Source organism: Achromobacter spanius, assembly GCF_002812705.1.
In the GTDB taxonomy this organism is placed as follows: domain Bacteria; phylum Pseudomonadota; class Gammaproteobacteria; order Burkholderiales; family Burkholderiaceae_B; genus Achromobacter; species Achromobacter spanius.
In genome coordinates this window covers 3,859,731-3,883,152 of sequence record NZ_CP025030.1, presented here as the reverse complement: position 1 = coordinate 3,883,152, position 23,422 = coordinate 3,859,731, and the positions used below count along the sequence as shown (strand labels likewise).

20 protein-coding genes and 1 pseudogene are annotated in these 23,422 nt (G+C 65.3%); 14 read left to right on the top strand and 7 right to left on the bottom strand.

Annotated features, from left to right (window positions below; genetic code table 11):
• Positions 1 to 20: 20 nt before the first annotated feature.
• Both CVS48_RS17625 and CVS48_RS17620 read left to right on the top strand, forming a co-directional pair.
• Positions 21 to 1,886, top strand: a complete 1,866-nt coding sequence (locus tag CVS48_RS17625) for a ribonucleoside triphosphate reductase (RefSeq protein WP_425265764.1) — start codon at positions 21 to 23, stop codon at positions 1,884 to 1,886.
• Positions 1,855 to 2,613, top strand: a complete 759-nt coding sequence (locus CVS48_RS17620; RefSeq protein WP_100855553.1) for an anaerobic ribonucleoside-triphosphate reductase activating protein — start codon at positions 1,855 to 1,857, stop codon at positions 2,611 to 2,613. Before CVS48_RS17625 ends, CVS48_RS17620 begins: the two co-directional genes overlap by 32 nt.
• A 52-nt stretch (positions 2,614 to 2,665) precedes the next feature.
• Here CVS48_RS17620 and CVS48_RS17615 read toward each other — a convergent pair whose 3' ends face one another.
• The gene (locus CVS48_RS17615) at positions 2,666 to 4,087 is read right to left on the bottom strand and encodes an aminotransferase-like domain-containing protein (RefSeq protein ID WP_100857716.1); all 1,422 of its coding nucleotides are present in this window, start codon (positions 4,085 to 4,087) and stop codon (positions 2,666 to 2,668) included.
• 132 nt (positions 4,088 to 4,219) lie between these two features.
• Here CVS48_RS17615 and CVS48_RS17610 point away from each other — a divergent pair, with 132 nt between their 5' ends.
• The 3 genes from CVS48_RS17610 (at position 4,220) to CVS48_RS17600 (ending at position 7,463) form a co-directional block, all read left to right on the top strand.
• A complete protein-coding gene (locus CVS48_RS17610) occupies positions 4,220 to 5,509 on the top strand; it encodes a hydroxymethylglutaryl-CoA reductase, degradative (protein WP_100857715.1) in 1,290 nt (429 codons plus the stop codon).
• Between the two features lie 80 nt (positions 5,510 to 5,589).
• Complete coding sequence (locus CVS48_RS17605) at positions 5,590 to 6,078, top strand: hypothetical protein (RefSeq protein WP_100855552.1); 489 nt, start codon at positions 5,590 to 5,592, stop codon at positions 6,076 to 6,078.
• Positions 6,075 to 7,463 carry a tripartite tricarboxylate transporter permease gene (locus tag CVS48_RS17600; RefSeq protein ID WP_100855551.1) on the top strand — a complete coding sequence of 463 codons (1,389 nt, stop codon included), beginning with the start codon at positions 6,075 to 6,077 and terminating at the stop codon, positions 7,461 to 7,463. Before CVS48_RS17605 ends, CVS48_RS17600 begins: the two co-directional genes overlap by 4 nt.
• 5 nt (positions 7,464 to 7,468) lie before the next feature.
• Here the strand turns inward: CVS48_RS17600 and CVS48_RS29500 are convergent, their stop codons facing one another.
• The 4 genes from CVS48_RS29500 to CVS48_RS17580 are packed head-to-tail and all read right to left on the bottom strand — an operon-like array spanning position 7,469 to position 10,814.
• Complete coding sequence (locus CVS48_RS29500; protein ID WP_175121076.1) at positions 7,469 to 7,624, bottom strand: hypothetical protein; 156 nt, start codon at positions 7,622 to 7,624, stop codon at positions 7,469 to 7,471.
• 20 nt (positions 7,625 to 7,644) lie between these two features.
• Positions 7,645 to 8,631, bottom strand: coding sequence for a Bug family tripartite tricarboxylate transporter substrate binding protein (locus CVS48_RS17590; RefSeq protein WP_100855550.1), 987 nt, complete (start codon positions 8,629 to 8,631; stop codon positions 7,645 to 7,647).
• Positions 8,628 to 9,833, bottom strand: a complete 1,206-nt coding sequence (locus CVS48_RS17585) for a CaiB/BaiF CoA transferase family protein (RefSeq protein WP_100855549.1) — start codon at positions 9,831 to 9,833, stop codon at positions 8,628 to 8,630. Before CVS48_RS17585 ends, CVS48_RS17590 begins: the two co-directional genes overlap by 4 nt.
• 42 nt (positions 9,834 to 9,875) lie before the next feature.
• Positions 9,876 to 10,814, bottom strand: coding sequence for a hydroxymethylglutaryl-CoA lyase (locus CVS48_RS17580; RefSeq protein WP_100855548.1), 939 nt, complete (start codon positions 10,812 to 10,814; stop codon positions 9,876 to 9,878).
• Between the two features lie 215 nt (positions 10,815 to 11,029).
• Between CVS48_RS17580 and CVS48_RS17575 the strand changes: the two genes are divergently transcribed.
• Both CVS48_RS17575 and CVS48_RS17570 read left to right on the top strand, forming a co-directional pair.
• Positions 11,030 to 11,758, top strand: coding sequence for an IclR family transcriptional regulator (locus CVS48_RS17575; RefSeq protein ID WP_100855547.1), 729 nt, complete (start codon positions 11,030 to 11,032; stop codon positions 11,756 to 11,758).
• Positions 11,759 to 11,945: 187 nt separating this feature from the next.
• Positions 11,946 to 13,103, top strand: a complete 1,158-nt coding sequence (locus CVS48_RS17570) for an NAD(P)H-dependent flavin oxidoreductase (RefSeq protein WP_100855546.1) — start codon at positions 11,946 to 11,948, stop codon at positions 13,101 to 13,103.
• 70 nt (positions 13,104 to 13,173) lie between these two features.
• Here CVS48_RS17570 and CVS48_RS17565 read toward each other — a convergent pair whose 3' ends face one another.
• Together CVS48_RS17565 and CVS48_RS17560 are read right to left on the bottom strand one after the other, a co-directional pair.
• The gene (locus CVS48_RS17565; RefSeq protein WP_100855545.1) at positions 13,174 to 14,646 is read right to left on the bottom strand and encodes a sensor histidine kinase; all 1,473 of its coding nucleotides are present in this window, start codon (positions 14,644 to 14,646) and stop codon (positions 13,174 to 13,176) included.
• Complete coding sequence (locus tag CVS48_RS17560) at positions 14,643 to 15,371, bottom strand: response regulator transcription factor (RefSeq protein ID WP_100855544.1); 729 nt, start codon at positions 15,369 to 15,371, stop codon at positions 14,643 to 14,645. The genes CVS48_RS17565 and CVS48_RS17560 overlap by 4 nt, the downstream gene beginning before the upstream one ends.
• Positions 15,372 to 15,519: 148 nt before the next feature.
• Here CVS48_RS17560 and CVS48_RS17555 point away from each other — a divergent pair, with 148 nt between their 5' ends.
• The 7 genes and pseudogenes from CVS48_RS17555 to CVS48_RS17530 all read left to right on the top strand — a co-directional run bounded on the left by CVS48_RS17555 (position 15,520) and on the right by CVS48_RS17530 (position 23,226).
• Positions 15,520 to 16,152: a cytochrome b/b6 domain-containing protein gene (locus tag CVS48_RS17555; RefSeq protein WP_100855543.1), complete on the top strand. Its 633-nt coding sequence runs from the start codon at positions 15,520 to 15,522 to the stop codon at positions 16,150 to 16,152.
• Positions 16,153 to 16,162: 10 nt separating this feature from the next.
• Positions 16,163 to 16,954 (top strand): molybdopterin-dependent oxidoreductase, encoded by a 792-nt coding sequence (locus CVS48_RS17550; RefSeq protein ID WP_050450258.1) that lies wholly within the window; start codon positions 16,163 to 16,165, stop codon positions 16,952 to 16,954.
• Between the two features lie 41 nt (positions 16,955 to 16,995).
• The gene (locus CVS48_RS17545) at positions 16,996 to 17,307 is read left to right on the top strand and encodes a pentapeptide MXKDX repeat protein (RefSeq protein WP_100855542.1); all 312 of its coding nucleotides are present in this window, start codon (positions 16,996 to 16,998) and stop codon (positions 17,305 to 17,307) included.
• A 97-nt stretch (positions 17,308 to 17,404) separates the two neighbouring features.
• Entirely contained in the window at positions 17,405 to 17,908 is a 504-nt protein-coding gene (gene msrB / locus CVS48_RS17540) for a peptide-methionine (R)-S-oxide reductase MsrB (protein WP_100855541.1), read from the top strand.
• A gap of 104 nt (positions 17,909 to 18,012) precedes the next feature.
• On the top strand, positions 18,013 to 18,714 hold the full coding sequence (msrA, locus tag CVS48_RS17535; RefSeq protein WP_100855540.1) for a peptide-methionine (S)-S-oxide reductase MsrA: 702 nt from the start codon (positions 18,013 to 18,015) through the stop codon (positions 18,712 to 18,714).
• A 219-nt stretch (positions 18,715 to 18,933) separates the two neighbouring features.
• Positions 18,934 to 19,029: pseudogene (locus tag CVS48_RS29885) on the top strand (ESPR domain-containing protein); the annotation flags it as partial.
• 90 nt (positions 19,030 to 19,119) lie between these two features.
• A complete protein-coding gene (locus CVS48_RS17530) occupies positions 19,120 to 23,226 on the top strand; it encodes an autotransporter domain-containing protein (RefSeq protein ID WP_242001242.1) in 4,107 nt (1,368 codons plus the stop codon).
• The last annotated feature ends 196 nt before the right edge of the window (positions 23,227 to 23,422 follow it).

Below are 23,422 nucleotides of genomic sequence, written 5' to 3'. Positions count from 1 at the left end.
GTTTTGACACTCCACTACATATGGTGTCAGCCATGCTTCTACAGCCCCCGCTCCCCCGCAACATCCCCTCCGCCTCTTTCGACCGCAACAAGCTGGTCGACGTGGAAAGCGCCATGGAGGAATACCTGGACCAACGCGATTGGCGCGTCAACGCCAATGCCAACCAGGGATACAGCCTGGGCGGCCTGATCCTGAACGTGGCGGGCAAGGTTACGGCCAACTATTGGCTATCGCACGTGTTCACACCCGAGGCGGGCCAGGCGCACCGCGACGGCGACCTCCACATCCATGACCTGGACATGCTTAGCGGCTATTGCGCCGGCTGGTCGTTGCGCCAATTGCTGACCGAAGGCTTCAACGGCGTGCCCAACAAGGTGGAATCCACGCCGCCCAAACATATGTCGGCGGCCATCGGCCAGATCGTCAACTTCCTGGGCACGCTGCAAAACGAATGGGCGGGCGCGCAAGCCTTCAGTTCGTTCGACACCTACATGGCCCCCTTCATCCGCCGCGACGCCATGACCTACGCGGACGTGAAGCAGGCCATGCAGGAATTGATTTTCAACCTGAACGTGCCCAGCCGCTGGGGCACGCAAACGCCCTTCACCAACCTGACCTTCGACTGGACCTGCCCCGCCGACCTGAAAGAACAGGTGCCCTACGTGGGCGGCGAGGAAATGCCCTTCGCCTATGGCGAGCTGCAAGCAGAAATGGACGTGATCAACCGCGCCTACATCGAAGTGATGATGGCCGGCGACGCCCGGGGCCGCGTGTTCACTTTCCCGATACCCACCTACAACATCACGCCGGATTTTGATTGGAGCCACCCCAACACCACGCGCCTGTTCGAGATGACGGCGCGCTACGGCCTGCCCTACTTTCAGAACTTCTTGAATTCGGATCTGGAACCGCACATGGTGCGGTCCATGTGCTGCCGCCTGCAACTGGACCTGCGCGAATTGCTCAAGCGCGGCAACGGCTTGTTCGGCTCGGCCGAGCAGACCGGATCCGTGGGCGTGGTCACCATCAACTGCGCGCGGCTGGGCCATACCTGCCAAGGCGACGAAGCCCGGTTGATGCAACGGCTGGACCACCTGCTGGAACTCGGTCGTGACGTGTTGGAAACCAAGCGCCGCGTGGTGCAGCACTACATCGATCAAGGCCTGTACCCCTACACCCGCCGCTACCTGGGCACCTTGCGCAACCACTTCAGCACGCTGGGCGTGAACGGCATCAACGAGATGATCCGCAACTTCACGCACGACGCCGACGACGTCACCACGCCGGCCGGCCACGCGCTGGCGGTGCGCCTGTTGGACCGCGTGCGCGAGCGCATGACCGAATTCCAGGAACAGACCGGGCACCTGTACAACCTGGAAGCCACACCCGCCGAAGGCACCACCTATCGCTTCGCGCGCGAAGACCGCAAGCGCTTTCCCGGCATCTTGCAGGCGGGTAGCGACGCCCAACCCTACTACACCAACTCCAGCCAATTGCCGGTGGGCCATACCGACGACCCCTTCCATGCGCTGCAATTGCAGGAAACGCTGCAAGGCAAGTACACGGGCGGCACCGTGCTGCACCTGTACATGAACGAGGCCGTGTCGTCCGCCCAGGCATGCAAGGAATTGGTGCGTCGCGCGCTGACTAACTTCCGGCTGCCTTACATCACCGTCACACCCACGTTTTCCATCTGCCCCCACCACGGGTATCTGGCTGGGCACCACGACGTCTGCCCGAAATGCGAGGTCGAGGGCAACGCCCCCGAACCGGTGCGCTGCGAAGTCTGGACCCGCGTCATGGGCTATCACCGCCCCGTGACGTCCTTCAACACCGGCAAACAAGGCGAATTCCATGAACGCCGCTTCTTCGTCGAACAACACTGAACCCGTTGCGCGCCGACCCGCGCGCGCTGCGCCCCCGCTACCCGTGGCAACAGCCCTGCCCCGGCATGCGCCCGCCATCGGCGGACTGGTTCCGTTTTCAACGGTGGATTGGCCTGGCCAATTGGCGGCCGTGGTCTTTATTGCCGGTTGCCCATGGCGCTGCCACTACTGCCACAACCCCGATCTGCAAACCCGCGCCGCCCGCTACGACTGGCGCGATACGCGCGCCTTTCTGAAAGACCGCGCGGGCTTGCTGGACGCGGTGGTGTTTTCAGGCGGCGAGCCGCTGTCCGAACCCCGCCTGCCGTCGTTGATCCGCGACGTGAAGCGCATGGGCTACCGCGTGGGCCTGCATACGGCCGGCATCTACCCCTTGCGCCTGGCCGATGTGTTGCGCCATCTGGATTGGGTGGGCCTGGACATCAAGGCCGATGCGCAAGGCTACGACGACATCACCGGCCGCCGCGATTCCCATCGCCCCGCGATGGCGTGCCTGACGCAGTTGCTGTCGGCGGGTACGGACTTTGAATGCCGCATCACCTGGCACCCTGATTGGCTGGCCGAGGAACGGCTGCTGGTGATGGCGCAAGCGCTGGCGCGCCGGGGTGTGCGGCGCTTTGCGGTGCAGGCGGCGCGCGGTGCTTCCAACCTGCCCGCCGCGCGCATGCTGAGTCCGCCGGCGCAGGCAAGCATGGCGCAGTGGTTCGACGAATTCACTTATCGCTGAACCGAAAGAACGGCGGAAGAAGGCAGCAGAAAGAGCCGGCGGTCTCACGCGCCTAACGCCGCGCCGCCAGCGCCGCTTCCAACGTGGCCCGAAAACGCGGCGACCCAATCGCGCCCACATTGCACCGCGACCATGGCGACACCGCCGTGGGGTCCACGCTGAACACGCGGCCCGGCGCCATGATGACCTTCTCGGGCATCAGATCCGTTGCCAACGTCAACGAGTCCGCCACGCCCGGAAACGATGACCATAGATACAGCGAACTGGTCGGCCGCGCGAATACCTCGGCCCCCAGTGCATCCAACACCTGCAAGGCATGGCCGGTGGCGGCCTCCAGCCGCTGGCGCAAGCGCGCCAGATGGCGCTCGTAATGCCCTTCGCGCAGCATCACGTCCACCATGCGCTCGCAGTATTCCGAACTGCTGACGTGTACCAGCGCCTTCAGGTCGGCCAGGTCACTAGCCAGGGCCGCGTTGCAGGCGATGAAGCCCACGCGCAACGCCGCCGAGAACGACTTAGAAAAACTGCCGATGTAGATCGTGCGTTCCAACTGGTCCAGCGCCGACAGCCGCACGGCGGACGTGGGCTTGAAATCCGCCAGCGCATCGTTTTCCACGATCATCAGGTTGTAGCGCTCGGACAATTGCAGCACCTTGTAGGCCTTGGCCAGCGAGATGTCCGACCCGGTCGGGTTGTGCGCCAGCGACTGCGTAAAAAACAAGCGCGGCTTCTCGCGCTGCAACAAGGCTTCCAGCGCGACCACGTCCGGCCCATCCGACAGGCGCGGCACGCCCAGCATGCGCACGCCCGCCAGCTTCAGCTTGCCAAACAGCGGGTAGTAGCCCGGGTCGTCCACCAGCACGGTCGCGCCCGGCGGCACAAAGTAGCGGATCACCAGGTCCATCGCCTCGTTGGCGCCATGGGTCAGCACCAACTGCGACGGCGCCACATTCACGCCCACATCGCCCAGCTTGCGCACCAGGCTTTCGCGCAGCGGCGCGTAGCCAAAGCGGCTGCCGTAGCGAAACAGCGCGCCCAGGCCGGTGCGCACCACCTTCTGGTGATAGCGGTCCATGCGCATGTCGGCCAGCCATTCCACGGGCGGAAAACCATCGCCCGCCTGGACGGCGTCGGGCTGCGTCTTGAGCTGCTCGCGCATCAGCCAGACGATGTCCATGGCGCGGCTCAATTGGCCGGGTTCCTCGTCGGCCGCCTTGCGCGCGAAGTCGCCGTCCAGCACGAAGAAACCCGAGCCACGGCGCGGTTCAACCAGCCCCTGGGCCACCAGCATTTCAAACGCCACCACCACGGTGTTCTTGGCGTAGCGGTGCAACTGCGACAGTTCGCGCAGCGACGGCAGCTTGTCGCCCGGGCGGTAGACGCCGTCGGCAATCTGCTGGCCGATCAGCTTGGCCAGGCTTTCCGCGATAGGCGCGCCGCGCGGCCGTTTACCGGTATTGCTGGGGTCATTCATGCTGTGTTTTTCGCCCGGGGCGCCCGCCAAAATTGGTGCAGTGCGATGGTACTGTTTGGCAAAACTGTACCTCTCAATAGCGGTACAGTTTACCTAGAATCAGGCCACTCAATAACGATACGGAGACCTGCCATCGTGGCCGATTCACGCCTACCCAACTTCCGCGCGCTGACCCCCGCACAACGCCTGGCCGCCATTGCCCAGGCCGCCACGCTGACCCCCGATGAACAACAATTGCTGGCCCAGCCCGGCGCGCTGGGACTGGACCGCGCCGACGGCATGATCGAAAACGTTATCGGCGCCTTCGAACTGCCGCTGGGCGTGGCGGGCAACTTCCAGGTCAATGGCCGCGACGTGCTGGTGCCGATGGCGGTGGAAGAGCCGTCGGTGGTGGCGGCGGCGTCCTACATGGCCAAGCTGGCGCGCGAATGCGGCGGCTTTGAAACGTCAAGCACGCGCCCCCTGATGCGCGCGCAGGTGCAGGTGCTGGGCCTGACCGACCCGCATGGCGCGCGGCTGGCGCTGCTGCGCGAACGCGAACGCATCCTGACGCTGGCCAACAGCCGCGACAAGGTGCTGATCGAGCTGGGCGGCGGCTGCCAGGACATCGACGTGCATGTGTTCGCCGACACGCCGCGCGGCCCGATGATCGTGCTGCACCTGATCGTGGACGTGCGCGACGCCATGGGCGCCAACACCGTCAACACCATGGCCGAAGCGGTGGCGCCGCTGGTGGAAGAAATCACCGGCGGCTCGGTGCGCCTGCGCATCCTGTCCAACCTGGCCGACCTGCGCCTGGCGCGCGCCCGCGTGCGCCTGACGCCGCAAGTGCTGGACACCAAGGAACGCAGCGGCGCCGACATCATCGAAGGCGTGCTGGACGCCTACACCTTCGCCGCCGTCGACCCGTACCGCGCCGCCACGCACAACAAGGGCATCATGAACGGCATCGACCCCGTCATCGTCGCCACCGGCAACGATTGGCGCGCGGTGGAAGCCGGCGCGCACGCCTACGCCGCGCGCTCGGGCCGCTACACGTCGCTGACCACCTGGGAAAAAGACACGTCGGGCGCCTTGGTGGGCACCATCGAAATGCCCATGCCCGTGGGCCTGGTGGGCGGCGCCACCAAGACGCATCCGCTGGCGCGGCTGGCCCTGAAGATCATGGACGTGCGCTCGGCCCAAGAGCTGGGCGAAGTGGCGGTGGCCGTGGGCTTGGCGCAGAATCTGGGCGCGCTGCGCGCCCTGGCTACCGAAGGCATCCAACGCGGCCACATGGCCCTGCATGCGCGCAACATCGCGCTGGTGGCGGGCGCCGTGGGCGCCGAGATCGATACGGTCGCCAAGCGCATGGCCGAAGAAAAAGACGTACGCACCGACCGCGCGCTGGCCTTGCTGGAGGAACTGCGCGCCAAGAAATAAGCCCTGGCCCCCGGCCACATAAGAACAGAGGCGATGCGGCCAAGGCACGGCCGCATCGCCCCACCACAACGGAGAGAGACATGGAACCAAAATCCCCAGCGCCGTCCTGGCGCCTGGCAGAAGTGTGGAACGACACGGTGGACCTGCGCCAACTGGCGTGGGCCATCGGCATCGGCATCGCCATCAGCGTGACCGGCTTCTTCGCCGCCAGCCGCTGGCTGCGCGGCGTGGTGGCGTCGCCGGAACTGGCGCACGCCTACGCCATGCTGGCCGGCCTTGCCGGCTGCGTGATCGCGGGCATCCTCTGCGCGCGCCTGTTCCCGCCCAAGCGCGAAGTGGTCGAGCACACCTCCACGCATGACCCCGCCTGGCGAGCCGAAGTGCTGGCCGAACTGGCCGAGCAGCCGGGCGGCCTGGGTTCGCTGGCCGACCTGCCCGAACCCGTGGTGCGTGAGCTGAAGGAACTGGGCCTGTACGAGCTGTTCGCCGAGGCGCCGCCGAAGCCGCAGGCCGCAACAACGCAGTCCGCCGACCTGCCGCAAGGCGCATCCAAGGAGGCGCTGGCATGAGCGACCCCATCCTGCTTGAACAAATCATGGTGGCCGCCGCCATGGGCCTGCTGGGCGCGGTGGTGTTTGCCGCCATCGGCCTGGTGTCCGGCACCGACGAAACCACCACGCTTGCGCCGCTAACCCTGCTGGTGGTGCTGCTGGGCGTACCGCCCGCCGGCGTCTTCACCTTCTTCCTGGCCGGCGCCGTCGCCAAGCACATGACGCACGCGGTACCCACGGCGCTACTGGGGATACCGGGCGACACCCTGGCCACGCCGCTGCTGCAAGACGCGAACATGCTGCGCAAACTGGGCGTGCCGCACATTGCCTTGCGCAAGATGGTGTCCGGCGCCATCGTGGCCGCCTTCGTGGCGGTGCCGCTGGCCGTGCTGTTCGCCGTATTGCTGGCGCCGTTTGGCGCGGCGATCACCAAATCCGCGCCCTGGATCTTTCTGGCCGCCGCGGTGCTCATCGCGTACTTCTCGGCCGGGCGCTGGTCGGCGGTCGCGCTGCTGGTGCCCTTTGTGGTGGTGATCATTGCCCTGCAAAGCCTGACCGCCAAGTACGGCGTCAAGCTCAGCATCAGCTACTTCCTGGGCATCGCCATCGGCCCGTTGATCGCGGATCTGTTCACCGTGGTGTCGCCCGTGGGGCGCAAGACAATGATGCGCGACAAGGTCCGCACGTTCTCGCTGGCGCCCGACGTCAAGGGCTGGTCGGGCTATTTCCCCAACCCGCTCAAGGTCATGGACCGCGTGCAGACCCGCTGGACGCTGGCCACCGCCGCCATCTCCAGCGCCACCTTCGTGTTCAGCCCCGTCGCCATGACCGTGGTGCTGGGCGAGCTGGTGGGTTCGCGCATCAAGCATGCGTACCATCGCCTGACGACGGTGCTGTCTGCGCGCAACGGCGTCACCGAAGCCACCTACATTGCCGAGGCGCTGATTCCGCTGATCGCATTCGGCCTGCCGCTCAGCCCCGTGGCCGCCGGCCCCGCCGCGCCGCTGTTCAACGCGCCGCCGCGCTTCACGGTGGACGCCGCCACCGGCCAGACGCATAACCTGCACAACCTGCTGAACCACTGGGAATTCCTGGGCTACGGCATGCTGGCCGTGCTGCTGGCGGCGCTGGTGTCTTACCCCTTCGCCATGAACTTCGCGCGCCGCGCCGCCCTGTTCGTGTCGCGCCGCGTCAGCCACGAAGCCATCATCGCCACCTTCGTGGGCCTGATCATCGTCATCAGCATCTGGGAAGGCCAGTTTCTGGGCCTGCTGGTCATTCTGACGATGGGCCTCTTCGGCGGCCTGCTGTCGCGCCGCTTCGGCTTCAACACGGGCGTGCAGTTCATGGGTTACTACACGGCCGTGCTGTCGGTGCCGGCGATTGTGAAGCTGATGGCCTGATCGCGCTACGCTGGCAACGGCGCTTCCAGAATCGCCCCGGTTGCGGATTCCGTCATCACGACGGAGCCGCCATCGGGGCGTATTGCCACATTGGTGACCGTGCTGCCGGCATGGAACGATGCCGCGCGCCTTGCCGCGCCATGCATGGCGGGGTCGCTCATCACTTGCCCCACCAACGGGTTCAAGCCGCCGTCTGGATGCCGGCTTCGCGGATCAGCGCCGCCCATTTCTTTTGTTCGTCCAGAATGTATTGCTGCGCCACTTGGGGCGAACCGCCCATCGCCTTGCTGCCTTCCGCCGTGAACATGGCGATGGTGGCCGGGTCCGCCAGCACCTTTTGCACCACGCTGTTGACCGTCTCGATCACCTCGGGCGGGGTGCCGGCGGGCGCCACCAGCGCCTTCCAGTCCAAGGCCTCGAAACCGTCGAATCCGGATTCCGCCACGGTCGGCACATCCGGCAGGATGGACAGGCGCTCGCGAGCGCTGACAGCCAAGGGGCGCAGCACTTTTCCTTTCAGCATTTCCTGCGCGGCCTGCGGCGTGGCGAACATGTAGTCGGTGTTCTCGCCCAGCAGGTCGTTCAACGCGGGCGCCGCGCCCCGGTACGGCACATTCAGCACCTGGAACTTGGCCTGATACGCCAGCAGCTCGCCCGCCAGGTGGCCCACCGTGCCCGAACCGGCAAGCGCCTGCTTGATGGCGCCGGGCTGCGCGCGCGCTTCTTTGACCAGGTCGGCCAGCGTGTTCCATCGCGCGTTGGCCTTCACCACCAGCACCACGGGCAGCGACGCAATCATGGCGACCGCCGCGAAATCCTTGCCGGCATCGAACGGCATCTTGGGCATCAGCGCGGGGTTGATTGCCAGATTGGCGGTTTGGCCCATGCCCAGCATGAAGCCGTCGGGCCGGGTCTTGGCCACTTGGTCCATGCCAATGTTGCCGCCCGCGCCGGGGCGGTTTTCCACCACTACCGACCACCCTGCCGCCCCCGTGATCTTGGCGGCGATGGCGCGCGCCACCGAATCGGTGCCGCCGCCCGGCGTGTAGGGCACGATCAGCCGGATGGGCCGGCCGTCGGGATACGCGGATGCGGCATGCAGGCGCAACGGCAAGGCCGCCGCGCACAGGGTTGCGCCCAGGAACGAGCGTCGGGTCAAAGCGATCATGATGGTGTGTCTCCTTCTGTTATGCGCCTTGCTTTCAAGGCCGCGATCTCATCGTCGCGATAGCCGACCGCCCGCAAGAGCGCGTCGGTGTGTTCGCCCACAGCCGGGGGCTGCAAACGGATGGGGGGTTGCCGCCCGTCCAGCGTCAACGGGGTCAGCGGCACGAAGCTGTCAGTGCCATCCGGCAGCGTGATCGGCGCCAGCCCGCCGGTGGCTTTCAGATGCGGGTCATCGAACAGTTGCTCGGGCCGGGTGATGGGCGCGAAGGGCAAGCCTTCTGCTTCGAAGCGCGCGGCCAGTTCCGCCGCGCTATGTCCCGCCAGATGCGAACGCAGCAGCGGCATAAGCCAATCTCGCGCGCGGACCCGATCGTTGTTGGTGGCAAGGCGCGGGTCCGACAGCCATTCTTCAAGGCCGAAGGCGCGGCAGAAAATGTCCCACTGCTTGTCGCTGACCACCGCCAGGAAAATCTGCTCGCCATGCTTGACGGTGAACACGTCGTACACCGCCCACGCGGATATGCGGGTGGGCATCGGCGCGGGCGCGCGGCCGGTCACTGCGTACTGCATCATGTGCTGCCCAACCAGAAACACGTTGTTCTCGAACAGCGAGGCTTGCACCTCGGCGCCCACGCCCGTGTGTTCGCGCTGGGCCAGCGCGGCCATGGTGCCCATCGCGCCGAACATGCCGCCCATGATGTCGTTCACGCTGGACCCCGCGCGCAGCGGGTCGCCCGCCCGGCCGGTCATATAGGCCAGGCCGCCCATCATCTGCACGACCTCATCCAAGGCGGTGCGATTGTCGTACGGGCCAGGCAGAAAGCCTTTGTGGCTGACGTAGATCAGCCGGGGGTTGCGCGCCTTCAAGGTGGCGTAGTCCAGGCCCAGCTTCTGCATCACGCCGGCCTTGAAGTTCTCACTGACGACGTCGGCCGTGTCGATCAGGCGCAAGGCGGCTTCCACGCCTTCGGGCTGCTTCAGGTCCAGCGCAATGCTTTTCTTGTTGCGGTTGAACATGGGAAAGAAGCCCGCGCCGGAGCCCAGCAGGCGGCGGGTGGTGTCGCCGCCTATGGGTTCGACCTTGATCACTTCCGCGCCCAGGTCCGCGAGCAGCATGCCGCATGTCGGCCCCATCACCATGTGGGTGAACTCGACGACGCGGATGCCTTCATACGGAAGGCGGGACGTTGCACTGCTAGTCATGTGGGATGCACCTTGGTGGCAATAAGGGGGAAGCGGATGCCGCTAGCGGGCCTGGACAAAGCCCAAGGGCAAGCCGGCGTCCGGCGTCATGCCGTACAGCGGTTCGCCCGGCAGGCCGGCGGCTAGCGGCTGACGCGCCGCGACGATTTTTTCCAGGTCGATGCCGGTACGCACGCCCATGGCTTCAAACATGAAGACCAGGTCTTCGGTCACGACATTGCCCGACGCACCCGGCGCATACGGGCAGCCGCCCAAGCCACCCAGCGAACTGTCGAACGTGCGGACCCCTTCGTCCCAGGCGGCCAGGCAATTGGCCAGGCCCAGGCCGCGCGTGTTGTGCATGTGCGCGGCGCCGGCCTTTGCGCCCAATTCCGCGCGCAGGCGCCGGAACAAGCGACGCACCTGCGCCGGGTTGGCGTGGCCGACCGTGTCCGACAAGCCCGATTCATCCGCGCCTGCCTCCACGCACATCAACGCCAGCCGAATCACGTCGTCCTCCGGCACCAGGCCTTGCAGCGTGCAGCCGAACGCGGTGGAAATGCCGGCTTCAAGCTTCACGTGGGGCGCAAGTTCGTCGCGCAGCGTGGCAATGGCGCGCACCTGCTCCACCATGTCTTCCGGGGTCTTGCGGACGTTGGCCAGGGAATGCGCGGGGCTGGCGGATACCGGCATGGTCAGCTTGTGCACGCCTGCCCGCAGTGCGGCCTCGGCCCCCCGCAGATTGGGCACCAGCGCCACCACCGTCAAACCCGGGATGCGCGCGGCGTAGGCCACGACCTCGGCCGCGTCCGCCATCTGCGGCAACAGGCGAGCCGGCACGAACGACGCCACCTCGATCTCGCGCACGCCGGCCGCCACCAGCGCGTCGATCCAGCGGAATTTGCCCTGCGTGGGCATGGTGGACGACACCGACTGCAAGCCGTCGCGCGGGCCCACTTCGCTGATCAGTACCTGCCCCGGGTTGGGCGCGATATCCGCCATGACTGCGTCTCCTTATATTCTATCTATTAGAACTGTGTTCTTTCTTATAGAATTAAAGACGAAGCGAAATTCGCTGTCAAGCGCGAATACCGGCGCGGCGCGAAGCTGTGCCTACAATGGCGGCGCCTGCCGTTCTAAAGGATGGAATATGCCGATCGCCCTTCCCTTGCTCGTTCGCATTGCCTGCGCCCTGGCCGTCACCACGCGGACCCACCATGCCGCGTAAAGCTGCCACCGAATCTGTTGCCGACGCCGATGCCGCCGCCGGTGGCGTTGCCGCGGTCGATCGCGCGATGAGCCTGATGGCCGTGTTCACGCCCAACGACCGCACCCTGTCGCTGGGGGAATTGGCCGAACGCACGCGCCTGTACAAGAGCACGGTGCTGCGCCTGCTGGCTTCGCTTGAACACGCGCAATGGATCCAACGGCTGGATGACGGCCGCTACGCGCTGGGCCCGGAAATTGCACGCCTGCACGGCATTTATTCCGCTTCGTTTTCCCTTGAGCATGTGGTGGTGCCGGTGTTGCGCGACCTGGTCGCCGCCACCGGCGAAAGCGCCGCCTATCACGTGCGCCAGGGCGACGCGCGCCTGTGCCTGTACCGCGTGGACTCGCCCAACCCGGTGCGCGACCATATCCGCGCGGGCGACCTGCTGCCGCTGGAACGCGGCAGCGGTGGGCGCGTGCTGACGGCTTTCGATGACATCCTGGGCAAGGCGCCCGGCCCCGAACAAGCGCTTTACACGCGCATCCGCCAGGACGGCTACTTTGCCGCCATGGGCGACCGCCTGAACGAAGTGGCGGGCATATCGGCGCCGGTATTTTTGCTGTCGGGTGGCCTCGCCGCCGCCGTGACGCTGACCGCGCCCGTGCACCGCTACAACCCCGACCATCTGAGCCATGTGCTAAACGCAGCCCGGCGCCTGACCGGCCGCGTGGGCTAAGGCCCGCGGCGCTCGTCACGCGCGGCGCCCCGGCAGCGCCCGCCACATCCGCCGCGCCCGTCGCGCCCCTTAGTCGCTGCGTCGCTGCGTCGCTGCGCCCCATCACCCCGCCGCTTGATCCCGCGCAAGGCAACCCGTCATGCCTTGCTCTAGCCTCTGTCCACTTGACCAGAGGAAAGGCTTCAACATGACGTGGTTCAAATCACTCAAACTGGGCGGCCGAGAGCTGCTGCCCATCGTGCAGGGCGGCATGGGCGTCGGCGTGTCGGCGCATCGGCTGGCGGGCGCCGTGGCCAGCCAGAACGCGGTGGGCACCATTGCCAGCATTGATTTGCGCCACCACCATCCCGACCTGCTTGAAAGAACCGACAAGTGCAATGACCGCGACCTGATCGACAGCGTCAACCTGCTTGCCCTGGACCGCGAAGTGCGCGCCGCGCTGGACACGGCGCAAGGCCGGGGCCTGGTGGCGGTGAACGTCATGAAAGCCGTGCGCGGCCACCCCGCGCTGGTGCGGCAAGCCTGCGAAAGCGGCGCGCAGGCCATTGTGATGGGCGCGGGGCTGCCGATGGACCTGCCCGAGATGACGGCGGACTTTCCCAAGGTGGCGTTGGTACCGATCTTGTCCGAAGCGCGCGGCGTGGCCGTCGTGTTGAAGAAATGGATGAAAAAAGGCCGGCTGGCCGACGCCGTGGTGATCGAACACCCCGGCCATGCGGGCGGCCATCTGGGCGCCGCGCGCATCACCGACATTCATGACGAACGCTTTGATTTCCAGCGCGTGCTGGCCGACTGCCATGCGCTGTTCGATGAACTGCAATTGGGCAGCGACGCCCCCAAGCTGATCGTGGCGGGCGGCGTAGGCAGCCATGATCAAGTGCGACATTGGCTTGCCCACGGCGCCGATGGCGTGCAGGTGGGCACCGCGTTCGCCGTCACCCGGGAAGGCGATGCCCATGAAAACTTCAAGCGCGTGCTGATGGATGCGGACCCGGCCCAACTGGCCGAATTCACCAGCGTGGCCGGCCTGCCCGCGCGCGCGGTCGCCACGCCGTGGCTGACGCGCTATCTGCGCCAGGAAGCCACCCTGCAAGCCGGCACGCGCTGCGACCCGCGCCGTTGCAGCCAGCGCATGGACTGCCTGACGCAATGCGGGCTGCGCGATGGCCTGTCGCGCTTTGGGCAGTTTTGCATCGACTTGAAGCTGGCTGCGGCGCTACGTGGTGAAGTCAGCCGTGGCCTGTTCTTCCGGGGCGCGTCCAAGCTGCCGTTCGGCAGCGCCATGAGGTCGGTGCGCGAATTGATGGACTATCTGCTGCACGGACAGATGCCGACGGCGGCGTAATTAGCCTAAGTGGCCTACGTGGCTCAAGTGGCTTAAGCAAATAAAACCCGTCGGCGGCGGCCAGCTTCGCCTACCGCGCCGCCGACAAATCAAACTGAAACACCGCCCCCGGTTCCGGCCGTTCCACCAGCCGGATCTCGCTTTGATGCAGTTGCAGAATGCGCTGCACAATCACCAGACCCAGCCCGCCGCCATCACGCGGCCCTCGGTTCAACGCCGAGGCGCGCGTGAACAAACCGTTGCGCAGTTCAGGCGGAATGCCCTTGCCCGTATCGCTCACCTGCACCTGCACGCGGTTCTGCGCCACGCCCAACTGCAAGTCAATCCGGCTGCCCGGTGGGCTATGGCGAATGGCGTTGTCCAGCAGGTTCGTCAGCACGCGCTCGATCAGGCCCAAGTCGGCCCGCACCAGGGGCAAGGCCTGGGGAATGTCGGTCGTCAGTTCCTGCTGTCGGGCTTCGGCGGCCAGCTCAAACTTCTGCATCACGTCCTGCACCAGTTCCGGCAGGGAAAACGTTTCCGGTTCCAGCCGCACCAAGCCCGACTCCAGGCGCGCCAGTTCAAAGAGTTCTTGCGCCAAACGTCCCACCTTGCGGCTTTGCGCCAGCGCAATGTCCAGATACCGGCGGCGCTCGCTGGCGTCCAGCGTTTCGTCTTTCAGGCGCAGCGTTTCCAGGTAGCCATGCAGGGACGTCAGCGGCGTGCGCAGGTCGTGCGAAATATTGGCGACCAGGTCGCGGCGCTGCTGGTCTTGCCGCGTCAGCTCGCGCCATTGGTCCGAGATGCGTCCGCCCATCTGCACGAAGCTGCGACGCAGTACCGAGATTTCATTCAAGCTCTGGTCCGTGGCGTCGCCCGGCCGGGCCAAGGCGGCCAGCGCCTTGCCGTCATCGCCTTCAAACGCGCTGACTGCCCGCGTCAAGGCACGCAGCGGCCGCGTAATGAGCGCAAACGCCGTCAAGCCCGCCACCAGCCCCAGCAAGGCCACCAAGGCAATCGACCACAGCGTGGTGCGCAACACCGAACTGCGCGACACCGACATCGCCAGCGCATCATGCGCCTGCCCTTGCAGCACCACGTACACATAGCCCGCGTCCGACGTTCCCACGCGCACGGGCGCGGCGCTGAACACCTTCTGGGCATCCTCGCTGCGCGGGTCGTCGCCCACAATGGGCAGCATGCCGCCCGCCAGCAGGCGCTTGACCGGGGCCAAGTCCACCTGGCGCCGCTTGATCTGCCCGGCCGGCGCGGCATCGCCCACGATGCGGCCATCGTTGTTCAGCAGATAGACCTCCACGGCGGGGTTCACCGCCATCAGCATGTCGAACAGCGAGCGCACCGCATCGGGCTTCCAGCCGTTGGCGTCCATCAGCTCGGTGCTGCCCGCAATATGCTGCGCCAGCCCGCTGGACAGGCGCTGCACCACTTCCTGCTCGTAGCGTGAATTGGCGGCGATCTGCAACCAGGCCGACGCGCCGCAGCAGGCCAGCAACAGCAGCGCAAAGACGGCGGACAGGCGTTGGGTCAAGGTGAATCGTTTCATGTCGAGCCTCCGGCAGCGCCCGGACCGGCGGCGAATTTATAGCCCCTGCCCCATACGGTCAGGATGCGGCGGGGGTCGGACGGATCGGCCTCGATCTTCGTGCGCAGCCGGTTGATATGCGTGTTGACCGTGTGCTCATAGCCTTCGTGCTGATAGCCCCAAACGTGGTTCAGCAGGTCCATCCTGGAAAACACCTTGTCGGGATGGCGGGCAAAGAAATGCAGCAGATCGAATTCGCGCGGCGTCAGGTCCAGCCGGCGATCATCCACATCCACCGTGCGCGCAATAGGGTCGATGGACACGCCATGCACGGCCAGGCTGCCGGCATCAATGCGCGCATTGCGCTCAATGGCGTTGCTACGGCGCAGCAGCGCCCGCACCCGCGCCACCAGTTCCAGCATGGAAAACGGCTTGGCCAGATAGTCGTCCGCGCCCAATTCCAGGCCCAGAATGCGGTGCACCTCACTGGACCGCGCGCTGGTGATGATGATGGGCGTGTAGCGCGCCATGGCCCGCGCGCGCTTGCAGATTTCCAGGCCGTCGATGCCGGGCAGCATCAGGTCCAGCACCAGCGCGTCCCAACTGCCCTCTTCCAGCCGGCGCATGCCCTCGTTGCCGTCGGCCGCGTGTTCCACCTCATAGCCCTCGTCGCGCAGATGCAGGCGCAGCAATTCGGCGATGTGGGCGTCGTCTTCAACTATCAAAACGCGGCGGGGCGTGTCCATGGGGGGGCTCGGGCAAGGGGAATACCGCCATTGTCGCCAATCCGCGGGCGGCGAGTTATCACAATTTTTTTAAGTTTGCGTGAGGACTTCGATATCGGCCCCGGGGAAGAATGGCTCCAACGACAGCACCCCGCCCCGGAGACCCGCCATGATGGCAAGCCCCGCCAGTCACATTCCCCCCGCCGCCGCCCGGCCCCCCGGCGTCATCCACCCCGGCTGGCTGCGCATTGTGCACTGGCTGAACGCGCTGGCGGTGGTGATCATGGTGATGAGCGGCTGGCGCATTTATAACGCCGCCCCGTTCTTTGATTTCACCTTTCCCAACGGCATCACCCTGGGCGGCTGGCTGGGCGGCGCGCTGCAATGGCATTTTGCCGCCATGTGGCTGCTGTTCGCCAACGGCCTGCTGTATCTGGCGCTGAACCTGGCCACCGGCCGGCTCTGGCGCAAATTCTTCCCTTTAAGCCCGCGCGGCGTGGTCGCCGACCTGGGTGCGGCCTTGCGCGGCAAGCTATCCCACGGCGACCTGCGCCACTACAACCAGGTGCAAAAGCTGGCCTACCTGTTCGTGATTGTCGACATCGTGGTGCTGGTGCTGTCCGGCCTGGTGCTGTGGAAGTCCGTGCAGTTCGACCTGCTGCGCGAGCTGATGGGCGGTTATGAATTCGCACGCCGCATCCACTTCTTCGCCATGGCGTTGCTGGTGGCCTTCGTGGCGGTGCACCTGGTGATGGTGGCGCTGGTGCCCCGTAGCCTCGTCGCCATGATCCGCGGCAAATAAGGAGCCCAACGTGAGCCAGAAAAAACGCTTGTCGCTGCTGGGCCTGGACGGCGCGGCCATTCTGAAAGAAGCCAAGAACCTGATCACCAGGCGCGTCGAACAACCTTCCCGCCGCGCCTTTCTGCGCAACAGCCTGACGCTGGGCGGCGTGGCGATGCTGTCGGGGTGTTCCTTGTCCGACGATGAAAACGTGGAAAAGGCGCTGTCGTCCGTCTCGCGTTTCAACGACCGCGTGCAGGGCTGGCTGTTCGACCCCAACAAGCTGGCGCCCACCTACCCGGAATCCATGATCACGCGGCCCTTTCCCTTCAATGCCTATTACGGCATCGACGAAGTGCGCCACGTGGACGAGGAAACGTTCCGGCTGGAAGTCACCGGCATGGTGGCCGACAAGCGCCAATGGCGGCTTGAAGAACTGCGCGCCATGGCGCAGGTGGACCAGGTTACCCGCCACATCTGCGTGGAAGGCTGGAGCGCCATCGGCAAATGGGGCGGCGTGCCGTTTTCGACCTTTCTCAAGCGCGTTGGCGCGGACCTGACGGCCAAGTACGTGGGCTTCAAGTGTTCCGACGACTATTACACCAGCATCGACATGCCCACGGCGCTGCATCCGCAGACCATCCTGGCACTGACCTATGACGGCAAGACCTTGCCCCCCGAGTACGGCTTCCCCATGAAGCTGCGCATGCCTACCAAGCTTGGCTACAAGAACCCCAAGCACATACAGGCAATTTTTGTCACCAACACCTACCCAGGCGGTTACTGGGAGGACCAGGGCTACAACTGGTTCGGCGGAAGCTAGGTGCAACTCCTGTCTTACTCAATCCATCAAAGGAACGCATCATGAAGAATCTCACCACCGCTGCTTTTTCCCTGTGCCTGGCCTTTGGCGCCGTGGCCGCGCATGCCGCCGACACCATGGGCAAGGACAGCATGAGCAAAGACGGCATGAGCAAGAGCTCGATGTCCAAGGACGGTATGTCGAAAGACGGGATGGCCAAGGACGGCATGGCGAAAAGCGGCATGAGCAAGGACGGCATGGCGCACGACGGTATGAAGAAGGATTCGATGTCGAAGGATTCCATGTCCAAGGATTCCATGTCCAAGGATTCGATGTCGAAAGATTCCATGTCCAAGGATGGAATGAAGAAGTAAGGAACAAGCACCGGGCAAGCGCGGGGGTCGGAGGTTCGATCCCGCCGCGCCGCCTGCTTGCGCCCTGTTCCCTATCGCCTCTTGAAGGAGCCACGCCATGAGTTTGAACCGTAGACATTTCCTGACCCTGGGCGGCGGCGCCGCGCTGGCGGCCGGCCTGGCCCCCTGGCTGACTTCGCGCAGCGCGTCGGCCGCCAAAGCCGCCGCCACCTACCCCTACGCCTTGACCGACGAGCAATGGCGCGCCCGCCTCACGCCCGCGCAATACCAGGTGCTGCGCCGCGACGGCACCGAACGGCCCTACACCAGCCCCTTGAACGACGAACACCGCAACGGCACGTTCTCGTGCGCGGGCTGCGAGCAGCACCTGTTTTCGTCCAGCACCAAATTCGACAGCGGCACCGGCTGGCCCAGCTTCTGGCAGCCCCTGGCCAACGCCGTCGGTGAAACCCGCGACACCGGCTTCGGCATGGTCCGCACCGCCGTGCATTGCGCGAACTGCGGCGGACACCTGGGCCATGTCTTCGACGACGGCCCCCGCCCCACCGGCCTGCGTTACTGCATGAACGGCGTCGCCATGACGTTTACGGCACAGGGCTGAGTCCCACGGGGCTGACCCGCCCGGGGCTGACCCGCCCCGAGACTGATACGCCCGGCGCTACCCCCGGCCTGCACCGAACACCCGCCTTATCAGGAATCCCGACCATGAACTTCCAAGCCAAAAAATTCTGCGCAGCCCTTGCCGCCGCCTGCGGCCTGCTGGGTGCGGGCGCATCGCAATCCGCCGAAACCGCCTTCATCATCCCTGCCCCGGCGGTGGACCAAACCCCGGCCACGGCACCGCAAGCAAAAGCGGTGATTGCCGGCGGCTGCTTCTGGGGCGTGCAAGCCGTGTTCCAGCACGTCAAAGGCGTCAGCAATGCCGTATCCGGCTACGCGGGCGGCACGGCGAAGACGGCCGACTACGACGCCGTCAGCGGCGGCCGCACCGGCCACGCCGAAGCGGTTGAAATCACGTATGACCCCAAGCAGGTCAGCTACGGAGAACTGCTGCAAATCTACTTTTCCGTGGCCCACGACCCCACGCAACTGAACCGCCAAGGCCCGGATCGCGGCACGCAATATCGGTCCACGGTGTTTCCCGCGGACGAAGACCAGCGCAAGGTGGTCGAGGCGTATATCGAGCAGTTGAACAAGACGGGGGTGTATTCAAAGAAGCTGGCCACCACGGTGGAACCGCTGCAAGCGTTTTATCCCGCCGAGGCGTATCACCAGGACTATCTGGTGCGCCACCCGAACAGCATGTACATCGTGGTGAATGACGTGCCGAAGGTGGAGAATCTGGCGAAGACGTTTCCGGCGAAGTATCGCGACAAGCCGGTGCTGGTGAGTGAAAACGGGAAATAATGAAAACGGAAAACAACGTCGCCGAACCTTAATACCGCTTTGCGCCATTTTTTAACCATCCTGATAAAACACGCATCAGTACCAAATATCAGGGATAGGCAAATTCACGGGCGATCTTTCTAATTGATAGTCCTGCGCTGGGCCTCAAAACCCAGCGTGAATATCAATTATTGTCCGCGGGATATTCCTCCCGCGGACAAGCACCAGATAGAACCGCCCATGAACCGTACGTATCGCATTATCTTCAACCGTAGCGCGGGTTTATGGCAGGTGGCGGGTGAGCATGCAAAAGGACAAGGCAAGAGCGGCGGGCAGCCCCGGCGGGTAAACCGCATCAGAAGGATCGCAACAAGAAGCACAGCCGCTGACATCGCGCAGCGATACACACGGGCGTTCTTACCCAGCATGCTTGCGACAGCCGCGCTGTTTGCCGGCTGCGGGATGCCGACGGCGATGGCGCAAACCATCGTCGGCTCGGGCGATATTTTTCCTGGCCACCCGGGAGACTGGGGGTCGGCCGAAAACATGATCATCGGCAACACGGCTATCGGCACACTTCGTATAGACGGTGGCGCGGGCCTGAACAACACCAACGGCATAATCGGCAACGCCGCAGGCACCAGCGGCACAGCGTATATTTCCGGGATAGGTAGCCGCTGGTTGCTGAATCAGGCGCTCTCAGTCGGGGGTGAAGGTACCGGCACGTTGAACCTCTTTAACCTTGGCCAAGCGCAAGTCCTGGGCACGGGAATCGTGTCGCTGGCCACGGCGGCCGGCGCAATCGGCGCCATCAACATCGGCGCGACTCCTGGCGCGGCACCCACGGACTTGGGCACGCTGCGGGCGAAAGAGGTCGTCTTCGGCGCAGGCACGGCCAAGCTGAACTTCAATACCAATACGGTTGTTGGTTTTGCTCCCAGCCTGAGAAGTGACGGCGCAGGCGTCCACCAACTCAATCACTACAGCGGCACCACGAGCCTGCTCGCCAACAGCCACGGATTTCTTGGCGCAATCAACGTGACCGGCGGTGAGCTACAGATTCTGGACAAGCTGGGTTCCAATGGCGCCACCATTGACCATGTTTCGCCATTCGCATTCTCCGCGGCTGTCACTGTGGATGGCCCGAATGCCGTCTGGGCCAATACGGGCAATCTGTTCGTCGGCACGACCAGCACGGGTGCATTGACGGTGACCAATGGCGCCCAGGTCAATAACCTGCTTGGCACGGTCGCTGCTATGAATAACGGCGCCGCGCGAGTCACGGTGTCGGGCGCAGATTCCGTCTGGCGAAATAGCCACGCGCTTAGCGTCGGCACGCAAGGCGGACGCGGCAACGTACTCGTCGAGGCGGGCGGTAGTTTGTTCAGCGCCGACGCGTATCTCGGCAGCGATGCAAGCGGCATCGGCTCCGTGACTGTGACAGGTTCCGCCTCGTCCTGGCATATCGACGGCGATCTGCGCGTGGGCGACCTCACTAGTCAGGGCAGTCTGTCTGTTCTGGCAGGCGGCGTCGTGAACAACAACAGCGCCGTGATAGGAAGCCGGGGAGGCAACGGCCGGGTGACCGTCTCCGGAGCAGGTTCCGAATGGTCCAGCGCGGGCCCGATATCCATGGCCGTGGGGCAGGCCAACGGCACCTTGACCATCGCGGATGGTGGCACCGTCACGGCCGGCGTCGCAGGCACACAGGCCGTGGAGATGGTGAACAACACGCTCCCGTACCTGGCCGGCATCGCCACCATCAATATCGGTAGCGAAACCGGCTTGGCCGCGGTGCGCGCCGGCACGCTCAAGGCGTCCGAGATCAAGTTTGGCGCAGGTGTCGCCAGCCTGAACTTCAACCACACCGACACAGGTCTCAAATTCGCGCCGGCCCTGCGGAGCGCGAGCACCGGGCAGCACCAGCTTAATCAACTAGCCGGCACAACGATATTGACGGGGGACAGCAGCGGTTTCACGGGCAAGACGACGGTGTCGGGCGGCAAACTGATGGTGCTGGACAAGCTGGGCGGCTCGGCCCAGGTGTCAGGCGGCACGCTGCAGTATGGCGACGGCACCACCGGCGCCGCCAACCAACTCTCCGGCAACCTGTTTGTTGCCGGCAACCTTGGCACACTGTCCGTCCACGCGCCTGCCACCCTGCGGGTAGCGGGCGACGTGGTGTTGGGCAACAACACCACCCTGGAACTCGGGGCGGGCACGGGCGGCCCCGCATTGCAGGCCGCCTCGGTTTCCCTGGGCGCGGGCACGGTGTTCAACCTGACTGGCATTGCCAACAACACGCAGCTGGAAACGGTGCTTATCGATACCCAAAACGGCATCCAGGGCAATTTCAGCGCGGTGAACGTGGGCGGTGTCACGGGCCAAGTGGACTACCTGACCGTCCACACAAGCAAGTCCACCAACAACCTGCAATACCGCGCCCGCTACGACCTGAACTGGACCACCAACACCAATTCCCGCAGCGGCACATTCACCCTGGCCCAGTCCACCGACCGCTTCAATCTGGGCGTGGCGCTTGAAGACCAGATGGCCAATGCCGCCACGGGCTGGAACGGCACGACCCTGACCAAGGCCGGCGCGGGCACGTTGGTGCTGGCGGGTGACAACACCTACACCGGTGGCACCGACGTTCGGTTGGGAACCTTGTCGGTGTCCAGGGACGCCAACCTGGGTGCCGCGTCGGGTGGTCTGACCTTGAGCGGCGGCGTGCTGGCCACCACGGCCAGCTTTGACACGAACCGCGTTGTCAGCGTGTCGCAATCCAGCGGCATCGACGTGGCTCGGGATACCACGCTCGGCTTGACCGGAACGATCACCGGAAACGGCAACCTGACCAAGCGTGGCCTGGGCGTGCTCAGGCTCTCGGGAGACAGCAGCGCCTACACCGGCAACACGCTGGTGCAGTCGGGCGCGCTGGACCTTGCGTCGACGGGCAAGCTCGGCGGCACCTTGACGCTGGCCAACGGCGCGTTGCTGCAAGGCACGGGCCAGGTCGGCACCACCACATTGCAAAGCGGCGCGACCTTGGCGCCGGGCACGGTCAACAGCACGCTCAACGTGGCGGGCAACCTGACCTTCCTGCCGGGCGCCATCTATCAAGTGGCGGCCGACCCGGCTTCGTCCGATAGCGCCCGTGTCGCGGTCAGCGGCACCGCCAATCTGGCTGGGTCCGTGGTGCATGTGGGACCGGAAAGCGGCTTCACCAGCATGCGCCAGTACACCATTTTGACGGCGGGCTCCATTAGCGGGCAATTCAACAGCGTCTTGTCCAACTATGCCTATCTGAACCCGGCATTGCGCTACGGCGCGCAGGACGTCACGCTACAACTGGAACGCAAGCAGGTAGCGCCCAGCCGCCCTGTCAGCTTCGCGGACGCGGCCCAAAGCGCCAACCAACGCGCCGTCGCCAACGCGCTGGACAGCCTGCCATCCGGCAATGCGCTGCACGAATACATCCTGACCTTGCCCAACGGCGCGCCGCCGGCCGCCTTCGACAGCCTGTCCGGCGAAGCGCACGCCAGCGTCGCGTCCAGCCTGATGGGTGCCAGCAGCACCACGCGCACCCTGCCGCTGTCGCACCTGCGCGCCAACCTGAACGCGGGCATGCGTCCGGGCGCGCCCACGGCGCAAGCGGGCGGCACGCTGTCCGCGTCCGCCTTGCCGTCGTCGAACGCACAGCCCGCCTGGGCCGAGCTTGTCGGCAACTGGCAAACGCAGAAAGCCACGGACAATACCGCGCAAGTCCGCCAACACACGGGCGGCGTCTTCGTTGGCGCCGACCATGCCGTGGGCAACAGCTGGCGGCTGGGCGGGGCCGTCGGCTACACCGACAGCAAGATCCGCGTGGATGACCGCGCATCCAGCGCGGATGTGTCCGGCTACAGCGCAGCCATTTATGGCGGCAAGTCGTTTGACGCGGGCGCGGGCAAGCTGAACCTGCTGGTCGGCACGTCGTACACCTGGCACGACGTCAGCACCGAACGCTACGCCACCGTGGCCGGCGCATCGCAAAAGCTCACCGCCGACTACGGCGCCAGCACCACCCAGCTCTTCACCGAACTGGGCTATGCCATGCCCTTGTCCGATCGCACCACGCTTGAACCCTTCGTGGGCCTGGCCTGGAGCGACCTGCGAAGCCGTAGCTTCTCGGAATCCGGGGGCTCGGCGGCGTTGAACGGCCAAAGCAGCAGCGACAAGCAGACCAGCAGCACCTTGGGGCTGCGCGCGCAAACGGACTTCACGCTGAATGGCGCCGAAGGCCGCCTGCAAGCCACGCTGGGCTGGCGCCATGCGTTTGGCGATGTGCTACCGCAATCCACGATGGCGTTTGATGGAGGCCAGGCGTTCACGGTGTCCGGTTCACCCATCGCGCGCAACGCGGCCATTGCCGAGCTGGGCGCGGAAGTGGCGGTGTCGACGAATGCGTCCGTGGGCTTGAATTACAGCGGGCAGTACGGCGGGGGTAACCGCGAACATGCGGGGTCGCTGAACCTGCGCTGGCGGTATTGAGGGTGGCGGGATGAGCGCGGGCGGAGAGCGGCAACTGGATGAATGTGCGGCGGTTCGGTAGCCAGAACACTGCGGGTGTCGGCTGCGAGTAGGAAGTGGCTCGCCAACGACGATAGTTCGCGGCCAAAACCGGTCGACCAAGTGTGTCTGCTTTTGGGTTGTACCGGAGTTGTCAGCCACTCGGGGCCTGTCCGTA

Bases quoted from the DNA above. Each gene is read 5' to 3' on its own strand.
- msrB (WP_100855541.1), top strand. From the start codon at position 17,405: ATGAGTTTGAACCGTAGACATTTCCTGACCCTGGGCGGCGGCGCCGCG.
- CVS48_RS17585 (WP_100855549.1), bottom strand. From the start codon at position 9,833: ATGACTAGCAGTGCAACGTCCCGCCTTCCGTATGAAGGCATCCGCGTC.
- CVS48_RS17615 (WP_100857716.1), bottom strand. From the start codon at position 4,087: ATGAATGACCCCAGCAATACCGGTAAACGGCCGCGCGGCGCGCCTATC.
- CVS48_RS17590 (WP_100855550.1), bottom strand. From the start codon at position 8,631: ATGATCGCTTTGACCCGACGCTCGTTCCTGGGCGCAACCCTGTGCGCG.
- CVS48_RS29500 (WP_175121076.1), bottom strand. From the start codon at position 7,624: ATGAGCGACCCCGCCATGCATGGCGCGGCAAGGCGCGCGGCATCGTTC.
- CVS48_RS17620 (WP_100855553.1), top strand. From the start codon at position 1,855: ATGAACGCCGCTTCTTCGTCGAACAACACTGAACCCGTTGCGCGCCGA.
- CVS48_RS17570 (WP_100855546.1), top strand. From the start codon at position 11,946: ATGACGTGGTTCAAATCACTCAAACTGGGCGGCCGAGAGCTGCTGCCC.
- CVS48_RS17605 (WP_100855552.1), top strand. From the start codon at position 5,590: ATGGAACCAAAATCCCCAGCGCCGTCCTGGCGCCTGGCAGAAGTGTGG.
- msrA (WP_100855540.1), top strand. From the start codon at position 18,013: ATGAACTTCCAAGCCAAAAAATTCTGCGCAGCCCTTGCCGCCGCCTGC.
- CVS48_RS17600 (WP_100855551.1), top strand. From the start codon at position 6,075: ATGAGCGACCCCATCCTGCTTGAACAAATCATGGTGGCCGCCGCCATG.
- CVS48_RS17555 (WP_100855543.1), top strand. From the start codon at position 15,520: ATGATGGCAAGCCCCGCCAGTCACATTCCCCCCGCCGCCGCCCGGCCC.
- CVS48_RS17545 (WP_100855542.1), top strand. From the start codon at position 16,996: ATGAAGAATCTCACCACCGCTGCTTTTTCCCTGTGCCTGGCCTTTGGC.
- CVS48_RS17565 (WP_100855545.1), bottom strand. From the start codon at position 14,646: ATGAAACGATTCACCTTGACCCAACGCCTGTCCGCCGTCTTTGCGCTG.
- CVS48_RS17580 (WP_100855548.1), bottom strand. From the start codon at position 10,814: ATGGCGGATATCGCGCCCAACCCGGGGCAGGTACTGATCAGCGAAGTG.
- CVS48_RS17560 (WP_100855544.1), bottom strand. From the start codon at position 15,371: ATGGACACGCCCCGCCGCGTTTTGATAGTTGAAGACGACGCCCACATC.
- CVS48_RS17530 (WP_242001242.1), top strand. From the start codon at position 19,120: ATGCTTGCGACAGCCGCGCTGTTTGCCGGCTGCGGGATGCCGACGGCG.
- CVS48_RS17625 (WP_425265764.1), top strand. From the start codon at position 21: ATGGTGTCAGCCATGCTTCTACAGCCCCCGCTCCCCCGCAACATCCCC.
- CVS48_RS17575 (WP_100855547.1), top strand. From the start codon at position 11,030: ATGCCGCGTAAAGCTGCCACCGAATCTGTTGCCGACGCCGATGCCGCC.